Here is a 19,889-nt window from a genome sequence, read left to right on the forward strand (position 1 = left end):
TTTTCTTTTTATTTTCGACGCAGCAAAATTAAAGCAAATAACCCCAGTAAGCTCAGAATACCCGTGCTGCCCCCAGAAGTTTTAATTTTGTCACTTTCCATATGATTTTGCGGTTCTTGTACAATTTGTACATTCACTTCGACGAACGGAATATGTTCATCAAAACGTGTCGTGGTTGTGACCAGCTGTAACCTGAAAATATCAGCACCATGCCATGCTCCATTTGGCGTGTAAGTAATATTTCCTAGTTCATCAATCACCACTTTACCTTTCGATACCGTTTGAGTCTGCTGCACCCGCATACAACCGGGTTGCCACTCTTCACCATTTGGCGCTTTAGCCGATTTGAACAAGCTTGCACATTCGGTTTTGGACAGTAGATCACTATCTCCAAGCAGATCTGCAACAGAAAGTTTAGCTACTTGCCCCGCTATCAGATCTTCACCAATTAAGCTAATGGTCGTTGGGACCTCAATCTCAATTGCACCACGGTCACAAAAGGTATTATTCGTATTTCGATTCACACCACGTTGATCTGAATTTTCACAGCCAATTAAAGAATCCGTTGTGTTTACAACCACTTTACCCTTGTTCACAATTGGAGAATCTAACCAATGCGTCTGACTCATTAAAATGCGTGGACGGATATAGCCTAAAAATTTTTGGTTGGGAACAATATAAGGACACAATAAACTGTCAGCATCTGCAGACATGGTTTTACACTCACCCACCACATCACTGCCTGCAATCAAAGCGCCAGACCAAAACTCATTCGGATAATAGCTCGCACCACTGCCACAGTCACTTTGCGTGACTAAGTTGTTCTGAAGAACTGCTTTACTTAAATCCCCAGCACAGTTTTGTGTGATGGTATTTTCAGCATTCCCTAAAACGATACTATTGGCCAGATAAGCCAAGTTTGTAGATGGATTGAAATAAATCCCTTTACTGTTTCCCACCACCGTTAAGTTATTCAAAGCCATGCCATCTCGAACATTGACGACATAACCTGTATTTTTCACAAAGGTACTACTGACCAGACGTGATGCTAAACTGGATAAGGTTGTATCTTCTTTAACAGCTGCATTATTGACAGAGTAAATATTGGCACTGCTTGCATCTGTTGTTTTATTTTCTTTGAAAACTGAATTATAAATCCGAAAAGAAGGCGCGTCCCCATACAAAATAGCACCTTGTGCCGCTTGGTTTTGCTCAACCAGAGTAGAGCGAATTTCAACTAGACTACGACTAGTACCATCTTTGAGCAAGGTTGCGACATTGTAAATCGCACCCCCTTGCCCTGCAAAACCACCTGTTAATTTGACGTATTCAAGACCTAAATATTCATTGTTATAAATTAAACCACCTTGATTCACACCGCAGTCTTTCGCACAGCCCTGTAGAGTAACCTCTTTTACTAACACACGAATTAAAGCATTCTCAGCATTATCAACCCTTAATAAGTTGTCAGAACCATTCATTTTTAAGATGGCATTACTTAAACCCTGAACAGTTTCTTCCCCCACAGAACTGTCATAACTTGTTCTGAGTGTTAAATCTTTTTTGATCGCAAGATGGGTATTTAGCAAATAGGTTTTATTTTTCTCAAGCATGACGGTGGAAATCGCATCTTTGCCCCCGCAACCATAATAACCCGCCTCAGGCATACCTTGATTAATATAGTCGATAGCTTCGCGAAGTGAACATTCCGTGTCATTTTTGACAATATCGTCAGTGATGGTCACTTTAATATTATCCGAATAGGCATGACTCGCCACCAATAGCGTAGCTACACCTATGCTCTTCTTGAGCATAACGATCTCCTTGCTTTTATTTTATCTTTTCTTTTTATTCTTAGATTGCAAAATCCCTGCAATATCTAACAATTTTTTGTACTCTGTCACAGCTCGGACAATTTCTCAAGTAATATTATGATTTACCGATATTCGTCAATTAGCGCATAAATTTGTCTGAGATTTGCATTACTCAGTTTGGTTTTCTCACCTTTTAGTAGTTGAATTAGTTGTTCTAAACTTTGCAATAATACCGAGGTTTGATGCGGCCCATGCGCGAGTAAATAATCAATAATCTGTTGATCGATATGAATCCCACGACGCGATAAAACCGACATCACTAATGTAGAACGATCGGCATACAAACTTCCGTTTGGTACTTTCACACTTACAGCTTGCGTCAGGCGAGATTGTAAATCAGGTAGTTCAAGTTTTAATTCAATCGGTGCAACACGAGAAGAGAACACCAATTGGCCGCCTTCTTCGTTATTGTAGTTGATCAGGTGAAAAACCGCTTTCTGCCAATGCGGCACACCGCTTATGGCTTCGATGTCATCTAAAGCGACAAGGTCAAAACGCTCTAAAGAAGTAATTGCTTCTGTTGGCGCATCCAACAGTTCAAGTAATGAAACCTGAATCGCTGTTTTACCCACATCCAAATAAGAATCACAAATTGCTGAAAGTAAATGACTTTTCCCAGAACCTGCACTACCATACACATAAAAACGATTCATTAAACCCGCATGTAACTGACGAATCGCATCGATAACATGCCCCCATCCCGGCCCAGAAAAATCACTGATTCGGGCATCGAGTTGGGGTTCAATATCTAGTTGCAATTGACGCATGCTGGTTTGTGTATCCTAAATTTCTTTATGGTCTATCTGATCAATCTTACTTGAATTTTCAGATGCTTGCTGAGCTTTTACCGCTTGATTTTTTAGTTCAATATCAACATCGACCTGATCAGTTTCAATCGTAATTGAACCCGCTGATGAATCTTGCACAACATAAGTAGATGTACTATACATTGGGCTGTTTTCATAAAACTCACGTGCATGTCTTAATAAGACCACAATCACAGCAGCGACAGGCAATGCAATTAACATTCCTAAAATACCGCCCAATTGCGCACCAGCCAGCACTGCAAATACCACAGCAACTGGAGACAAGCCAATTTTATCGCCCAACAAAAACGGTTGTAATATATAGCCTTCCACTGCCTGACCAATCATAAAGACCACGCCAACCAAGAGTAGTTGCATCCAATCAATACCAAACTGGAATAAACTTGCAATCACTGCAGCAATAATTCCGACAGCAAAACCTAAGTACGGAATGATACTGCATAGCCCAGCCACCATCCCAATAATCAAACCGACTTCAAGTCCAATTAACTGTAAGCCCATTGCATAGACCACGCCCAAGAGCACCATGACCAAGAACTGACCTTTAACAAATGCACCAAGTACACTATGACATTCTTTAACAATGACTAAGGTCTGTTCTTCATATCGCCGTGGAATAAGACGACGGAAACTGTCCAGCATGCGATCCCAATCTAATAAAAAATAGAATGCAATAATTGGGATCAGCACAACAGTACCACCAATCTGAATGAAGTTCAGTCCAGACTGAGCCAATTTGGCAATCATAGCCTGAATACTGTCTGCACTATAGTTGGTCTGTACATATTCCATAATTGCGGCTGAAATCTGATCAACATCTAATTCCATTGGGACCAGATTAAAACTGTCAGATAACCAAGGGAGGAATTTATAATTTGCCCAATGTATACCTGAAGGAATGCTGTTCTTTGCATACATCAACTGTTCCCATACCAGTGGAACTAAATACCAAAATGCCAATGTAATGACAACGCCAATACCGATAAAAACAGCACTAATAGATAACCAACGTGGTAAGCCAATTTTATGCAGTTTATCGACCAGTGGACTAAACAGATAAGCGACTAAAAATGCACCAATAAAAGGTAAAACAACAGGCTTGAGTAGATACAACACCCAGAGTATGAGCGCGATTCCTGCCAAAATAAAAATACGTTTAAGTGTACGATCTTGCATGCAATCTCGCCTTTGTCAGATTTAATCGTTATTGAGAAAAATATTTTAGTAAAGATAACATTTTAGCGCAGAAATAACATATGTGTTTCGTATATTCAGGTATAATCGCCCCGCGAATGCGGAGACTTCATTATGAGCAACTCAACTTCTACCCCAAACACTGGTTTAAGCTACAAAGATGCAGGTGTCGACATTGAAGCGGGCGACGCGTTAGTCGATCGTATCAAATCTGTCGCGAAGCGTACTACTCGTCCTGAAGTAATGGGCGGATTAGGTGGCTTCGGTGCACTTTGTAAAATCCCTAAAGGTTATGAAGAACCTGTTCTCGTATCTGGCACGGACGGTGTTGGTACAAAATTACGTTTAGCATTGAATTTGAACCGTCATGACACGATTGGTCAAGACTTGGTTGCAATGTGTGTAAACGATCTTCTTGTATGTGGCGCTGAGCCATTATTCTTCCTTGACTACTATGCAACTGGCCATCTTAATGTAGATGTGGCTGCAAACGTAGTTACTGGTATCGGTACAGGCTGTGAACTTGCTGGTTGTGCATTGGTTGGTGGTGAAACTGCCGAAATGCCTGGCATGTATGAAGGCGAAGATTACGACTTGGCAGGTTTCTGTGTAGGCGTAGTTGAGCAAAGCAAAATTATTGATGGCTCTAAAGTCAAAGCGGGTGACGTTTTAATTGGTGTTGCATCAAGTGGTGCTCACTCAAACGGTTACTCTCTACTTCGTAAAATTTTAGACGTGAAAAACGTTGACTTGGCGCAAATCGTTGATGGTCGTCCACTTGCCGATGTTGCAATGGAACCAACACGTATTTACGTGAAGCCTATTCTTCAACTTTTAAAAGAAGTTGATGTACACGCAATGGCGCACATTACTGGTGGTGGTTTACCAGGTAACTTACCACGCGTATTGCCGAATGGTGCTCAAGCTGTTGTGAATGAAGCATCTTGGGAATGGCCAGAATTGTTTAAACTTCTTCAACGTGAAGGTGGTGTTGAACAGTTCGAAATGTATCGCACATTCAACTGTGGCGTAGGCATGGTCTTAGTTGTTGATGCAGCTGATGCGGATAAAACAGTTGAACGACTCAATAGCCTTGGTGAAAAAGCTTTCACTATGGGGCATATCGCAGACAATGCTGAGTCAGTTGAAGGCGCAGACGAAAAAATCCGTGTGGTATTCGCTTAAGTCATATGATTAAAATTGCTGTTCTGGTTTCGGGAAGTGGATCAAACCTTCAAGCCTTGATTGATGCCAATCTGTCAGGGCAAATTGTGGGTGTCATTTCCAACAAACCTGAAGCCTATGCGCTACAGCGTGCTGAAAATGCAGGTATTGCGACAGCGGTCATTGAGCACAAACAGTATCCTCATCGTGAAGCTTTTGATGATGTCATGCATCAACAATTGCTCGATTGGGATGTGGACTTGGTGGTTCTTGCTGGCTTTATGCGTATTTTAAGTGAGAAATTTGTCAGTGCTTGGGAAGGGAAAATGATCAACATTCACCCTTCTCTTCTACCGCATTACAAAGGTATGCATACCCATCAGCGCGTCTTGAATACTGGCGATCAACTGCATGGCTGTACCGTGCACTATGTGACGGCTGAACTCGATGCAGGTCAAGCTTTAGCACAAGGTGTACTGCAAGTTGGTTCACATGATGGTGTGAATAGTTTGGCCCAGCGTGTACATACGCTTGAGCATATCATCTACCCGCAAGTGGTAGAGTGGATTTGTACACAAACGATTCAGCATACAGACCAAGGCGTTCTCTACCGCGACACCTTGATGCACGAGCCAATTCAGTTTTGCAAATTTTGAAAATAGAAAACGCCTCCAAGGAGGCGTTTTTTTATGGTTGCTAAAAAGTACTATTAAACATTTTCTTGAATCAGCGCCTTAATCAGAGCAACCGTTTCTTCTGGTCGCTCCAAAGGAAACATATGGCTTCCCTCAACGATTTGATAAGGAATGCCAAATTTCTTTTTCACTATTTGTGGAAAACCTGGACCAATAAAAGGACCTTTTTTAGCAATCATTAAATGCATCGGCACTTGTGGTTTGCACTGAGGTAGCCACCATAAAGAAGGATTGGTTCTGAAGATATGAACTTCATCCATTTTTGCAATCGTAAGTTCAACACCGCCACGGACACGATCTTCCGTTAAAGCATATTCAATATAAGCTTGAAAGCAGTCTGGATCAAAGTCTTTATAAAAACCTTTTGGACGTAAAAGTTCAGCTGCTTGCTCACGGCTTTCCCAATGGTCACGACGCCGTAAAGATAGCGCTGCTGGTGACATGGTATCAACCATTTTTAACTTCAACATTTTCGCAAAGTGTAATGCAAACGAGGCTTTGCCCATGATCAAAGGCGGGTCTATCATGATGACTTGTTGAAATAACTCAGGACGCTGTAACGCCGCCTGAAACGTCAGCACTGATCCTAATGAATGTCCTAAACCAATCACTTTACGACCCTGTGCCTGACGAACAATACTGTCAATCACTTGCTGAGTTAAGCTTTTCCAATGGTTATCAATCGGGTAGTTTTTATCTGGTCCTAGTAAAGGGACATAGATCACATCATACTGATCTGACAATAAATCAAATAATTTCTGATAGACCTTAGAAGGCACGCCATTGGCGTGCGCAAAATGAATTAAAGGTTTCATTGCAGTTTCGTGGTCTGTTCAGATTGCATTTGATTTGAAAGTGAAGATGCAAAACCAGCTCCCATAGATGCACCTAAACGGCCTAATACAGCATCTAGTGGGCTATGTACCACCGTATAATCCATCGCTTTATCGGTATTTAGTTCACGTTTTAAAGTATGTAAATTACCAATACGATCAGCAATACCCAGTTTGACCGCCTGATCCCCTGTCCAGAAAAGACCTGAGAAAAGTGCAGGATCGTTCGACTTTAACTTTTTGCCACGACCTTGTTTCACAGCATTAATAAAATGCTCGTGTACATTATCAAGTACACCTTGAACATGTGCGCGCTGCGCAGGGTTAACGGGTTGTGTCATTGATAATAAAGCTTTGTTTTGACCAGAGGTCATAGTGCGGTCTTCAACACCTAGTTTTTGCATGAGGCCATTCACCCCATAGTTCGGCATAATCACACCGATTGAACCCACTAAACTCGAAGGATTCACCAAGATTTCGTCCGCAGCAGATGCGATATAGTAAGCACCTGATGCACCTGTATCACCAATCACCGCATACAATTTTTTATCGCTATGCGCTTTTTTCAAATATTGAATTTCTTGCCAGATTTCATCCGACTGAACCGGAGAACCGCCCGGTGAATTAATATTGAGCACCACCGCTTGGCTTTGTTTATTTTCAAAAGCTTTCTTTAATGACTTAATCGTGTCATCACTGTTTACGCTTTGCTCATCAGCGGCAATGGTACCAACAATATCAACTACAGCTATGTGTTTAGATGCGGTTGCATCCGTACCACTAGTCGAACAGCTCTTGGTCATGGCAAATAGAATAAACAAAAGATAGGCGAAAGTTAGACATTTGAAAAAGATGCCCCAACGACGTGCACGACGTTGTTCCTCGACGGAAGCTAAAACTGCTTTCTCTAAAAGTTTCCATTCGTTTCCTGTCGGTTGTTCATGTACAGGCTGTTGTTTCGGCGTTTCATTTTCTGGTTTTGGTGGCCAATCGGACATATAACAATCCAAACTTGAATAAAATTGCCCTCATTATATACACTGATTTGTAGAAAACTGTCGAAACAGTTTATTTTAGCCTATAATATTTTATGTTTTTATCCACATGCACCATTGACTCTAAAGAATGACTAAAGCACAAGAGCAAAACTCGACTTATCGTTTACTGCGTTTTGTAAGCAAACAACCTATTAAATTTGCACGTTTTTTTGCTAAAGGTTTAGCAGGCTTAGTCAATCTTTTAAAAATCAGTAAAAACAATGACGCCCTCAGACTCAACTTAAAAATTGCACTGCCTGAGCTGAGTGATGAGCGACGTGAAATGATTGCGAAGCAAGCAGTGCGTAATGAACTGACCACCTATTTTGAGTTTTTTAGTATCTGGGGTTCAAGCAACCAAAAAAATATTGAACGCGTCCAAAAAGTACATGGCGAACATTTGCTACATCAGGCGCTTGCCGCTCAGAAAGGTTTAGTCTTAATCGTACCTCATTTTGGGACTTGGGAAATTATGAATAGTTATGTCGCCCAATTTACTGAAATGACTATTATGTATAAACCGGTCAAAGATCCTGGTGCTGACTTATTTGTTCGTGAGGCGCGCAGTCGTGAAGGCGCTCAGCTTGTGCCGACCGATGAATCAGGGGTACGCCAAATTTTTAAGGCGCTCAAACAAGGGGGAACAACCGTAATTCTGCCCGATCATACCCCAAAACAAGGCGGTGAAATGATTCCTTATTTTGGCTTTCCTTTGGCTTCAAGTAACCTGAGCGCCAAACTGATTCAAAAAACCAAAGCCAAGGCTTTACTGCTCTATGCTATTCGTAATGACGATGGCTTTGATATGTACATTGAAGAAATGAGCGAAAGTATTTATCAAGGTACAGCCAATGATGGCACCTTCGTCATTCACCAAGCTATTGAGGACTTGGTCCACCGTTATCCTGAGCATTATCATTGGACCTATAAGCGCTTTAAAGCCAACCCTAAACTTCGAGCACTGTATAACCTTCCCTTTAATGAGGCTGTGACCCGTTTAGAGCAATTGCGTTTGGAACAACAGAATCAGTCGACTGCAACCACTGTCGAGTCTGACGTTGTATCGTCAGTTCAATAATCCCTGTAGGCTGCACAATAAAACCGATACTGCCTTGCTCTACTGTTGTTAAGAGTGGGATATTTAAAGCTTTCAAACGAGTTTGCGTTACTGTACTTGGATGTCCATAACGGTTATTGAACCCTGCTGAGGCAATTGCTAATTTCGGTTGATAATGTTTTAAAAACGCATAGGCTGAACTATGTCGACTGCCATGATGACCCAAGACCAATACATCAACTTTTAAGTCTGGATAATCCTGTAATAATTGAAACTCGGTTTGCCAGCCTGCATCCCCCATAATCAAAAAATACTGATAAGGCTGTACACCCTTCACTTGTATATAGACTACACAAGATAACTCATTTTGCTGATATGGCACTTGTGCCAATTGATTGGCTTTCGGTGACAAAATTTTGATTTCCACTTGTTCAGACCATTGCCAGATCTGACCTTGTTGGCAATAGTTAAAGTTTGACGTAGTCGCCACATCCAATTGCTGATTAGAGTAAACTTGATTGATCGACAACTCATTTTTTAATGTGGCATAACTTCCACTATGATCTTGATCCAAATGTGTAAGTATCAGCTGATCTAATTGGCTCACGCCTTGCTTCGATAAAAATGGCTGAATAATCTGCTTAGCAACGCTAAACTTCGATTCATCATAGGAGCCACCAACATCAATCATGGCATGCTGTTGCCCATCTTGCATATACACCGCTTGTCCCTGACCGACATCCAATACGACCAACTCAAAAGGACGGTTTTGGCTGCTAAACCCCAACAAAGGAATCAAACCTAACACCAGCCATGATTTTGGTAGACTCGGTTTGGGCATAAAAATAATGATTAAGAGCACAATCAATAAAATGACTTGCCAAGTATTGAGCGCAATCGGGTATAACTTAATCGGTAGTAGCGCATCCAATCCATTGAGTATGCCCAATAAAAATACCAGCACCCAATCTGCCAACTGAAACAAAAGGCTGCTCAGCGGTTCAAAAAGATAAAAAGTAAATGCTGCCAAAACCTCCAGTGGTACAACCAGTAAACTGATCAGTGGAATAGCGACAAGGTTACTGATTGGACTCACCCATGAGACTTGCTTGAAGAAAATAATCACCAAAGGCATCAGAGCCACAAATATTTTCCACTGCGACTCAACCAAAAGTTTTAAGCTAAAAACGAGTTTTTTCTGCCAAGACTGCGGGCGACTCAAATCCAGCCGAATAGTCGTTTGATAAATGCGTAAAAGCACAAAGCATGCACCATAGGACAGCCAAAAGGCAGCTGATAGAATTGAAAAAGGGTCTAACAGTAAAAGGAGTGATGCACTCAATAAGAGTAACGTCAAAGCTGAAATTTTCTGCCTGAGCCAAATCAACACACTTAAACAGAAACAACTGAGTAAAGTACGAAGTGCAGGAATTTCAAAACCAACAAAGGCACAATACAGCAATACGCAGCAACAAAATGGCAGTAACAATGCATAAGGTCGTGGGATTTTTAGAAAAATCTGTGGCCAATAACGATTCAGCACCTTTTGTAACAGCCAACACAGCATCACGGCAAAGATCAGCACATGTGGCCCAGAAATCGCTAATAAATGGCTAATGCCAAAGCGTTGAAAAAGTGCTGTCGTCTCCTTATCTAAAAAACTTTCATCCCCAGTCAGGAGTGCTAGAATTAAGCCCTTATGGCTTAAAGGCTGGCTATAAATAAAATGACGAATGTTTAAGCGCTGTTGTTCTATACCCAGTTGAATTTTATTGAGTACACCCTGCTGTTTTCTTAAATAATGGGTATAGCCTAATGCAGAAATTTCTGACTCAGACAAGGGGTGTATGTGCTTGAGTTTAAAACCCGACATGAGATTACGTTGCAGATACCACTGCTCAACATCGAATACACCTTGCACCGCATAACTATGCGCAGGACGTATTTCCCCTATCAGTCGGTAGTATTTCCCAAGTTCCAAGACCACTTGCTCATCCGAGATCCTTTTTTGAAAACCCAACCACTGCACTGGTTGCACATGTCGGTTCAAGACCTGTATTTCTTGCTGAATGGTCTCAGCACCCAGTTGGTTAACTTTTGCGATATAAACAATAATTTCAGCATCTTCAACTTTTGTTTCTTTATAGGCTAGACGCTGTTGCAAAGCTGATTGTGCATAATGATATCCTGCAGTTAAAAACAACATTGAATAAATCAGTCCACATAAAAACTGCAAAATAAGGACGTGTTTGTGCTTAAAGAGAAAAAGCTGTAACGGCAAAAGTACAGTGACCAAAATCAATGCTGGGTAAAAAAGGTGATTTAGGATGGGGACGGTCTGCCCCATCAGTGCAATTCCTACAATCCAAGCAGCAGCATATAAAAACTTCATTCTTTTAATCAGTTATTTTTTTATTGGCGCCATAATAAAGCCCACCGAAGTGGGCTTCAATAGATAGTGGCTTTATCTCATATTTTTATCGGCACTCAGCCTAGTCATTGACCCAAAGACCATCTTGCATATGCAAAATCGAATCGGCGGACTGAGCCAGTTGTTCATCATGCGTCACGATCAACATCGCCATATTGAATTCCTGACGTAAATCCATCAGCAGCTCAAAAATTTTACTTGCTGTTTTACGATCTAGGTTGCCTGTCGGTTCATCTGCCATCATCAACGCAGGCTTGGCCACCAATGCACGCGCTAATGCAACACGTTGCCGTTCCCCGCCCGAAAGCTCACCCGGTTTATGGGTTAAACGATGCGTCAATCCTACACGTTCAAGTAAATATTCGGCTTGCTTTTGTACATCTTTAAAGTTGGTGCCTTGACGTAACATCAGTGGCATTGCCACATTTTCCAAAGCCGTAAACTCAGGCAACAGATGATGGAACTGGTAAACAAAACCTAAGTGTTGGTTACGTAAATAACCACGCTCAGCTTCATTCAAACTGTCAAAACGACTGCCCTGCAAAAACACTTGGCCCGAACTCGGACGGTCTAAACCACCCAAGACATGCAACAAAGTACTTTTACCCGAACCACTCGACCCCACAATCGAGACAAATTCACCTGCTTTGACTTGTAGAGAGAGGCCTTTAATCACCTCAACGGTCGACTTACCGTCAGTAAAATGCTTTTCAATATTTTGCGCTTCTAAAACAATTTTACTCATAACGTAATGCCTCCGCAGGTTGGATTTTTGCGGCACGCATTGCAGGATAAATTGTTGCAAGGAAACTTAAAACTAAAGACAGTGACACAATGGTTAATACATCTTGCCATCTTAAATACGATGGTAAGTAATTGATAAAGTAGGCATCAAACAGATGAAGTCCCATCACATTGTTTAACCAACCCACAAAACCACTAATTCCAGAAGCGAAAACAATGCCGAGAATCGCACCCGATACCGTACCAATCACACCAATAATCGTGCCCTGAACCATAAAAATACGGGTAATGGTTGCAGGTGAGGCGCCAAGGGTACGTAATATGGCAATATCCGATTTTTTATCGGTCACGACCATCACTAAGGATGACACAATATTAAATGCAGCCACCAAGACAATCAGGAAGAGCAATAAGCTCACCATGGCTTTTTCCATTTGGATCGCACTAAATAAATTGCCGTGAGTATAGGTCCAATTCGAGGCATAAAAACCGCTTGGCAGATCCATCACAATTTCATCAGCCACTTTAGGTGCTGCAAAAATATCATCCAATTTCAAGCGAATGCCTTGCGCGCCATCAGGTAGGCGTAACAACGTTGATGCATCATTCAAGGCAATGTAGCCCATCATCGAATCAACCTCAGCACCAATGCTGAAAATGCCCACAATTTTGAAACGTTTAAAACGCGGTACCACACCCGCTGGTGATGGTGTTGCCTCTGGTAAAACCAAAGTCACACTATCATTTAAACCTAAACCTAAGGCATCGGTCATTTGTTTACCTAAAACAATACCAAACTCACCTTTTTTTAAGTTATCAATACCACCTTCAACCATGTGGTCTTGGATAATCGAAACCTTTTTTTCATATTGAGGTTCGATCCCCGTGACCATAATTCCAGCCACTTGGCCTTGTGCCGTAAGCATCCCCTGCAATTGAGTAAACGGTGCTACGCCTGTGACGTGTTCCTTTGTCTCAATTTTTTTTGCAAGTTCAGGCCAATCTGTTAAAATTTGTGTTGAAGAAACAGTGGCTTGAGGTATCATTCCAAGTACACGTGTTTTCAGCTCTCGGTCGAAACCATTCATTACAGATAAGACTGTAATAAGTACAGCCACACCCAGTGTCAGACCGATCATCGAAACCAGTGCAATAAAAGAAATAAAGTGGTTGCTACGCCGTGCGCGAGTATATCTCAACCCTATATACAGCGAGATTGGTTTAAACATACCATCTAGTCCGAGGTCATAATTATGGAAAATTTACAGCATCAAAACGTTCAAGCAGAACGTCGTGTGATGTCACGAATCGATGCGGCCTTGAGAATTAACTATCAGATCATTTCTGATGATGTTGCCCTGAATGACCCTTACGATCCTAATTTTGTTTTACCGCGCTATTTTCTACTACTCGCAGAATTAGATCAATTTGATCATGCACTAAACTACGAATTAGAACAATTATCTGAAAAAGATCAACAAATTGCTCGAATCTTATCCCTATTTAACCAGAAATTAAACCTGATCACGGGGTCTTTGTACGACACAATTGTACAAACCATGTTACCTACGCCTGAACATGTGAATTTTTCTGAAAGTGGTTTGAGTTTCTATAGCGAAAAACAAATTCAAGATGGTACCTATATCCACTTAACCTTGAGCCACCCTGAAAACTTCTTCCATATTGCCGCGATTGCACAAGTGGTGTACAGCAATGAAGAGGAAAATGGCAAGTGCCGCACGGGAGCATACTTTATTACCTTGCACCCGCAAGATCGTGTCAAATTGGCCGACTGTATTTCTTTGACGGTCGAAGATCATTAAAGCCAGAACCTTGGACTAGTTTTGGCTTTTTAACTTTTGGGCAAGTTTCCGACTTGCCTGAAGATCTTTATAAAAGTAAACGAATAAACCTGACAGTAAAACCACTGCACCCAACATCCCCATCATCGAAAGTTTTTCCTGATTCAGTACCGCACCTATAAATAGAGCAATCATCGGCGTCATGACGGTAGTCAGCGATAAAGTCGTAGGTTGAATTTTCTGTACCAATTTAAAATAACAGAACATCGCAATCAATGACGCCATGACGACCGTATATAGCAGCGCCAAGCAAGTTTTCAAATCGGGCATTTGCTGCGGTGCATGCTGCCAAATAAAAGGCACAATACATATAGCCGCCAATGTCGACACCAAAATTGAACCTGTCGCTTGTGCAACGGGTTCAATATTCGCATTGACTTTTTTCACCCAGAAAATAGAGGCTGCATAAGAAAATACACTAAGTAACATCAGTCCAATCCCAAACGGATGGACATGCTGTGCTGTACCTGCAAGGCAAATTATCGCAAGTCCTAGCAGTGCAATACACATTCCAAACCACTGCATTGCACTCAAATAGCTCTTAAAGTAAAAACGTCCGATCAGCCCTGCCATAATCGGTGCTAAGCCAAACATCAATGCAATCATGCCTGAACTAATATAATTGGTGGCAACATAGGTAAAAAACTGCGAACCAATCAAGCTAAAAGAACCAGCCAAATAACTATGCCAAGCGACTTTATCGGTGGGGAACTGTCGTTTTAAAACCAATAACAAACAAATCGCCAAAGGCAAAGCAATGAAAAAACGTAATACCAATGCCCACAGCATATGTAAATCGGTCACACTCCACACAATCGCTAAAGGCGTTGTGGACCAAATAAAAACCAATAATCCATAGGTTGCCATCAGATTGGCTTTAGAAGACATAATCAGCTCGATGCTAAATGGCAGTTTTGCGTTTTTGCTTTTGAATGGTTTGGTCTAAAGAACTAGAAAATTCGCGTTTATCACGCTCAGAAATAGGTGGTGGCCCACCCGTGTTTACACCTGCTCCACGTAATGAATCCATAAAATCACGTAAATGTAGGCGGGCTTTGACATTAGCGGTAGTATAGATTTCACCACGTGGGTGAATTGCGATTCCACCCTTTTCAATCACCTGTGCTGCCAGCGGAATGTCTTGTGTCATCACAATATCATTCTCTTTCATGCGTTCGATGATTTCTTTATCCGCGGCATCCGCCCCACTCATCACTTGAATCGAATTAATACGAACGGAAGGCGTAATCCCGACATTTTGATTGGCCACAAAGGTCACTTCAAGTTGATAACGATCTGAAGCACGTAAAATCACTTCACGTAAAATTTTAGGCAATGCATCTGCATCGACCCAGAGCTTAAATGGCAGCACTGCACATCCATAAACAAAAGAAACTGCCTTAGTCTAACAAACTCAGTGCTTGAGCATAATAGATAAAACCGCTCAAAATCACCTATACAAAGCTCGCTTCATACTTTTTAAGTATCAGATGAAAATACTTTGTTCTTTTGTCTATCAAATAAAGTAAGGCTTTACTCTTTTTTGATGATTTTCTAGTAAAAATAAAATATAGGACTTGAAATATAGAAATAACCCTCGATTTAATAGGGATATATAACCTCATTCAATCGTGCATATGAACAATCAAAATAGTCCAGAAATAATCACCATTGATGACCAAAACTTTGGTAGCCACGTCGAGCATTGGAATTTACTCACAGATAACCCTGCACAAGATGTCCCTAAATGGTTAGGTTTAGCTTTAAATGCACCAATCATGCCGATGGGTTTATGCCAGACTGAACAAGATATGGATACGGGTTGTTGGCTCATTCAAGGTCCAAGTCAAGCGGCTGTTCAACTGACTCAAGTCATCGCGGTTGAAGACAATAAACCCAAGGCCGTTAAAACTGCATTTCCAAGTTTTAATAGCCCCTATAAAGTGTCTGCTGTGGTTGAACGCATCATTCGCGGTCAATCCAACACACAAGCCGTTTTACGTTTAAACTTAGGCAATAACAGCATCGTCTACGCTTATGACAGCTTATATAGCGTCAATCATGCTCAATACCAAAAAGACCAAACCTATATTGCACATCTCAATGCATGGGCATATGAACTAGAAGCAGTCGCAGAGCACGAGCAACTAGTGGTTGATGACCCTGCATCGATTAAACATCATCGTGCCTTGAACGATATTTTGGCAGCAAACAATGGCATTGCTCCTGCAAACTTGCAAGAACAGATTGATGCATGGGAACCAAAGTCGGATGATGACAAAGAACCTGTGACTGTCGATTTTTCAAAAATGGTCGCTTATTTGTATGGAGAAAAGATAGGTCAGGAAGATGAAGCATGGTTCCAAGGGAATATTGTTGGCAAAACCAACATGCAATTTATGGAACAAGACTACACTCTGCTTGATGTTGCCTTGATTCATGAAGACAACCAAGCTGCAACACTGATTCGTATTGCCACTAAAAATCCAGAGTACGCCAACTTTAATATCGGACAATACATTCGCGGCAATATTTGGATTCAAGCCAATATTTATGCATTAAATCAATAATTTATAAAAATAAGCCAACGCAGCCTATACCAGATCGATGTATAGGTTGCGTTGGCTTTTTTATTTATATCAGTACGATTTATTTTAATTTGAATTCATTTGTATAAAACTTATCCACATATTTTATTATCTCTTGGCATTTTAAATTCATTTAAAAGAACTTTTATCCACAGTTTTAAATTCAATTATCTTATTTTAACGATGAATAATAAAATCTTAAGTTCTATGACTTTCAGATAGTTAGTTATTGGTAGCTACTGGCTTCTGGGTTAACTCAGCATAAACTTGAATATTTAAGTGATTATGTATAGTGGAGATCTGATTATTTTTAATTAGTACTTTATTTAAGCAATTTTTTATGTTAAAAATACAAACATGCAATAGGATTTTAACGATAATTAAATCGGAATAAAAACTTCCATGAAAATTATGCAAGAAGAAAATATACAGCATGTTGAACATCAATTAGAAAAGCGTTATCAGCTTGACGCTTATTCGTGCATGTTTTTTGTGTTAGGCATGATGATTTCTGCCTACTTCTTACATCAGTTCATCCTGTAACTGATTTCACGTCGCAGCCTAATTCAAAAAAGCCAACTTTGTTGGTTTTTTTATGTCTAAAAATATCTGCTACGCCGTATCACTGGATCATTCTTTCCATGTTCTACGCTAAGAAACATGGCACCCACAAAATTACTTGCCTCTCATAAGCAAAGTTGCTCCCTCCCCCCTTACTTGTCACACTCACCTACCACCGCACAAATCGTTAAAAAGTTTTAGGCATTTAGATATGCCTACACTTACAAAATAGCAATTTTAGGTATAAAAAAACCTGCAAGTCTAAACTTACAGGCCTCTGAAAATACTATAAAAATTAGAATAAACGATTCATACCATTTAAGGTCGCTACACGATATGCTTCAGCCATCGTCGGATAGTTAAACGTCGTTTCTACGAAATAATTGATGGTATTGTTTGGACTATTCATCACCGCCTGACCAATGTGAATAATTTCCGATGCGTTATTACCGAAGCAATGAACACCCAGCACTTCCAAAGTTTCACGGTGGAATAAAATTTTCAATTCACCCACTGTGTCACCTGTAATTTGCGCACGCGCCAAATGACGGAAAGAAGCCTGACCCACTTCATACGGAATTTTTTCTTCGGTTAACTCTTGTTCAGTTTTACCAATCGAAGAAATTTCTGGAATGGTATAAATTCCTGTCGGAATATCAACCACAGGTTCCACACCCACTTCACCGCTCATGTTTGCACCTGCACAACGACCTTGGTCATATGCAGCAGAAGCCAGTGAAGGCCAACCAATCACATCACCAGCAGCGTAAATGTTTTCCACTTCGGTTTGGTATTGATCATTGACTGTAATTTGACCACGGCTGTTTGGTGTAATACCCACATTTTCTAAGCCTAAGCCATCCGTATTTCCAGAACGACCATTACACCACAAAATAGCATCTGCTTTAATTTTCTTACCGCTTTGTAAATGTAGCACCACGTGATCATCATAGGTTTCAAGATGATCAATCTGCTCATTATGGCGAATCAAGACACCTTGTTGACGTAAGTGATAAGACAAAGCATCAGAAATTTCATCGTCTAGATAACTCAGCAATTTATGCTGTGTATTAATCAGGTCAACTTTATGATCTAGTCCAATGAAAATAGACGCATATTCGCAACCAATTACACCTGCACCATAAATGATGATTTTTTGAATCGAATAATCAAGGTCTAAAATTTTGTCCGAATCAAATACACGTGGATGGTTAAAATCAAGCGCCGCAGGACGGTATGGACGGCTACCCGTTGCGATCACGATTTGTTTGCACATGATCGTTTCTTTAATACCTTCAGGGCTAAATACTAAAACTGTATTTTGGTCTTGAACGTAAGCACGACCATGGTAAATATCAATTTTATTGCGGTCATAAAAACGTGAGTGTGTATCAACCTGTTGTTGAATCACTTTATGTGCATTTTGAAGCACTTGCTTCATGGTAAACTGGCGCCAGTCGCCCATTTTTTTAAACATTGGGTCACGGCGATAACGGATAATACTCGATACCGTTTGACGTAAAGCTTTACTTGGAATGGTCCCCACGTGGGTACAGTTACCACCGAGCTGCTCACGTACATCTACAATCGCAACACGCTTTCCAGATTTGGCAAGTTTCATTGCCGCGCCTTCACCCGCAGGGCCTGAACCTAGAACGACCGCATCGTATTTAACGAAAGTTCCACCAACGACCTCTTTTTTACGTGGCATTCAACGCTCCTTCTTCAAAAACTTATTACTTATCTTGGGCATATTATGACGTAATTGCAGGCAATTTGCTGTATTTAGCTTACATATATTAAGTGATAACCACATTTAGTAAATGAATAGTATTTCCGCCCTATCAATTCGCATTTCCGCTATACTAATACTGCTATTTTTAGCATCTCCCCCGTCAAAAACAGTGGAATAGTTGAATATGTCTGAAAACCGTAAACCTGAGCAGGGTATCAAACTTCGTGGCGCAGAAAAGGTCGCGCGTATACCTGTAAAAGTTATTCCTACGGTTGAAACGCCACGCAAGCCGGATTGGATTCGCGTGAAAATGGCAGCACCCGAAGAAGTGCAACGCATTAAATCAACCCTACGTGAACAAAAACTGCATACCGTTTGTGAAGAAGCTGCGTGTCCAAACCTCCCCGAATGTTTTGGTGGCGGTACTGCAACCTTTATGATTATGGGTGACATTTGTACACGTCGTTGTCCTTTCTGCGACGTGGCACATGGCCGTCCAAATGCACTTGACGCAGACGAACCACGTCACATGGCTGAAACAATTTCAAACTTAGGTTTAAAATATGCCGTGATTACGTCTGTAGACCGTGATGACTTACTTGACGGTGGCGCACAACACTTTGTTGACTGTATTAAAGAAGCACGTGCATTAAGCCCGAATACTTTACTTGAGATTTTGGTACCTGACTTCCGTGGTCGTATGGACATTGCGCTTCGCATTATGACTGAGTGTCCACCTGATGTATTTAACCACAACATTGAAACTGTGCCGCGTTTATACAAAGCGATGCGTCCAGGTTCAGACTACCAACACTCTTTAAATCTGTTGAAAATGTTTAAAGAATATTGCCCTGACGTTCCAACCAAATGTGGTTTGATGGTCGGTATTGGTGAAACTGAAGAAGAAGTCATTTCACTTTTAGATGATTTGCATGCACACGGCGTTGACTATGTAACAATTGGTCAGTATTTACAGCCTTCAAAAGAGCATGCGCCGATTGACCGCTTCGTTACACCAGAAGAATTTGAACGCTACACTGCGCACGGTCAAAAGTTGGGTTTTAGAAATATTTGGGCAGCACCGATGGTTCGGTCAAGCTACTTCGCTGACCGCCAATACTATGGTGAACCTGTACCAGCAGTACGTCGCAAAGCAGATCCTGCGAAAAAGATTGCTGTTCAAACGATTGAAGCTTAATTTACTGTGGCGTTAAACAGTTAAAACGCAAAAATTAAAAGCCCTCATATGAGTAATGCTGATCAGTTAAGACAAAATAGCTGAAATGC

At 41.0% G+C, this 19,889-nt stretch carries 18 protein-coding genes; 7 read left to right on the forward strand and 11 right to left on the reverse strand.

All coding sequences use genetic code 11. The features are described from left to right. Positions 1-8 precede the first annotated feature (8 nt). The 3 genes from rbtA to cxpE all read right to left on the reverse strand — a co-directional run bounded on the left by rbtA (position 9) and on the right by cxpE (position 3,877). Positions 9-1,814, reverse strand: a complete 1,806-nt coding sequence (gene rbtA / locus ACFN7Z_RS10875) for a rhombotarget A (protein ID WP_010326402.1) — start codon at positions 1,812-1,814, stop codon at positions 9-11. Positions 1,815-1,936: 122 nt separating this feature from the next. Further along, positions 1,937-2,641: a DnaA regulatory inactivator Hda gene (gene hda, locus ACFN7Z_RS10880; protein WP_010326401.1), complete on the reverse strand. Its 705-nt coding sequence runs from the start codon at positions 2,639-2,641 to the stop codon at positions 1,937-1,939. A 15-nt stretch (positions 2,642-2,656) separates the two neighbouring features. Further along, complete coding sequence (gene cxpE / locus ACFN7Z_RS10885; RefSeq protein ID WP_010326400.1) at positions 2,657-3,877, reverse strand: chloramphenicol efflux transporter CxpE; 1,221 nt, start codon at positions 3,875-3,877, stop codon at positions 2,657-2,659. 132 nt (positions 3,878-4,009) lie between these two features. Between cxpE and purM the strand changes: the two genes are divergently transcribed. Beyond that, a complete protein-coding gene (purM, locus tag ACFN7Z_RS10890; protein ID WP_010326399.1) occupies positions 4,010-5,080 on the forward strand; it encodes a phosphoribosylformylglycinamidine cyclo-ligase in 1,071 nt (356 codons plus the stop codon). A gap of 5 nt (positions 5,081-5,085) precedes the next feature. Further along, entirely contained in the window at positions 5,086-5,715 is a 630-nt protein-coding gene (gene purN / locus ACFN7Z_RS10895) for a phosphoribosylglycinamide formyltransferase (RefSeq protein ID WP_010326398.1), read from the forward strand. 53 nt (positions 5,716-5,768) lie between these two features. On the opposite strand, the gene ACFN7Z_RS10900 is transcribed toward purN, so the two are convergent. Together ACFN7Z_RS10900 and sppA are read right to left on the reverse strand one after the other, a co-directional pair. Further along, on the reverse strand, positions 5,769-6,569 hold the full coding sequence (locus ACFN7Z_RS10900; protein ID WP_010326397.1) for an alpha/beta fold hydrolase: 801 nt from the start codon (positions 6,567-6,569) through the stop codon (positions 5,769-5,771). Beyond that, positions 6,566-7,585, reverse strand: a complete 1,020-nt coding sequence (sppA, locus tag ACFN7Z_RS10905; protein ID WP_010326396.1) for a signal peptide peptidase SppA — start codon at positions 7,583-7,585, stop codon at positions 6,566-6,568. The genes ACFN7Z_RS10900 and sppA overlap by 4 nt, the downstream gene beginning before the upstream one ends. 127 nt (positions 7,586-7,712) lie before the next feature. On the opposite strand from sppA, the gene ACFN7Z_RS10910 reads away from it, so the two are divergent. Then, a complete protein-coding gene (locus ACFN7Z_RS10910) occupies positions 7,713-8,702 on the forward strand; it encodes a lysophospholipid acyltransferase family protein (protein ID WP_010326395.1) in 990 nt (329 codons plus the stop codon). On the opposite strand, the gene ACFN7Z_RS10915 is transcribed toward ACFN7Z_RS10910, so the two are convergent. The 3 genes from ACFN7Z_RS10915 to ACFN7Z_RS10925 form a co-directional block, all read right to left on the reverse strand. Beyond that, positions 8,602-11,073, reverse strand: coding sequence for a DNA internalization-related competence protein ComEC/Rec2 (locus tag ACFN7Z_RS10915; protein ID WP_010326394.1), 2,472 nt, complete (start codon positions 11,071-11,073; stop codon positions 8,602-8,604). The genes ACFN7Z_RS10910 and ACFN7Z_RS10915 overlap by 101 nt on opposite strands. Before the next feature lie 100 nt (positions 11,074-11,173). Further along, a complete protein-coding gene (gene lolD, locus ACFN7Z_RS10920) occupies positions 11,174-11,857 on the reverse strand; it encodes a lipoprotein-releasing ABC transporter ATP-binding protein LolD (protein ID WP_004693913.1) in 684 nt (227 codons plus the stop codon). Next, entirely contained in the window at positions 11,850-13,085 is a 1,236-nt protein-coding gene (locus ACFN7Z_RS10925; RefSeq protein ID WP_004980646.1) for a lipoprotein-releasing ABC transporter permease subunit, read from the reverse strand. Before ACFN7Z_RS10925 ends, lolD begins: the two co-directional genes overlap by 8 nt. Before the next feature lie 24 nt (positions 13,086-13,109). Between ACFN7Z_RS10925 and ACFN7Z_RS10930 the strand changes: the two genes are divergently transcribed. Beyond that, positions 13,110-13,679, forward strand: a complete 570-nt coding sequence (locus ACFN7Z_RS10930) for a PilZ domain-containing protein (protein WP_004980648.1) — start codon at positions 13,110-13,112, stop codon at positions 13,677-13,679. Positions 13,680-13,694: 15 nt separating this feature from the next. Here ACFN7Z_RS10930 and ACFN7Z_RS10935 read toward each other — a convergent pair whose 3' ends face one another. Next, entirely contained in the window at positions 13,695-14,606 is a 912-nt protein-coding gene (locus tag ACFN7Z_RS10935) for a DMT family transporter (protein ID WP_159151781.1), read from the reverse strand. 13 nt (positions 14,607-14,619) lie between these two features. Then, the gene (locus tag ACFN7Z_RS10940; protein WP_004693920.1) at positions 14,620-15,090 is read right to left on the reverse strand and encodes a YaiI/YqxD family protein; all 471 of its coding nucleotides are present in this window, start codon (positions 15,088-15,090) and stop codon (positions 14,620-14,622) included. A gap of 265 nt (positions 15,091-15,355) precedes the next feature. On the opposite strand from ACFN7Z_RS10940, the gene ACFN7Z_RS10945 reads away from it, so the two are divergent. Together ACFN7Z_RS10945 and ACFN7Z_RS10950 are read left to right on the forward strand one after the other, a co-directional pair. After that, positions 15,356-16,288 carry a hypothetical protein gene (locus ACFN7Z_RS10945; protein ID WP_010326391.1) on the forward strand — a complete coding sequence of 311 codons (933 nt, stop codon included), beginning with the start codon at positions 15,356-15,358 and terminating at the stop codon, positions 16,286-16,288. Between the two features lie 420 nt (positions 16,289-16,708). Further along, entirely contained in the window at positions 16,709-16,849 is a 141-nt protein-coding gene (locus ACFN7Z_RS10950) for a hypothetical protein (protein ID WP_004693924.1), read from the forward strand. 313 nt (positions 16,850-17,162) lie between these two features. Here ACFN7Z_RS10950 and sthA read toward each other — a convergent pair whose 3' ends face one another. Further along, entirely contained in the window at positions 17,163-18,578 is a 1,416-nt protein-coding gene (sthA, locus tag ACFN7Z_RS10955) for a Si-specific NAD(P)(+) transhydrogenase (protein WP_004693926.1), read from the reverse strand. Between the two features lie 208 nt (positions 18,579-18,786). Between sthA and lipA the strand changes: the two genes are divergently transcribed. Beyond that, positions 18,787-19,800, forward strand: a complete 1,014-nt coding sequence (lipA, locus tag ACFN7Z_RS10960) for a lipoyl synthase (RefSeq protein WP_004693928.1) — start codon at positions 18,787-18,789, stop codon at positions 19,798-19,800. Positions 19,801-19,889 lie beyond the last annotated feature (89 nt).

Origin of the sequence: Acinetobacter sp. P1332, assembly GCF_044057475.1 — a bacterium.
In the GTDB taxonomy this organism is placed as follows: domain Bacteria; phylum Pseudomonadota; class Gammaproteobacteria; order Pseudomonadales; family Moraxellaceae; genus Acinetobacter; species Acinetobacter johnsonii.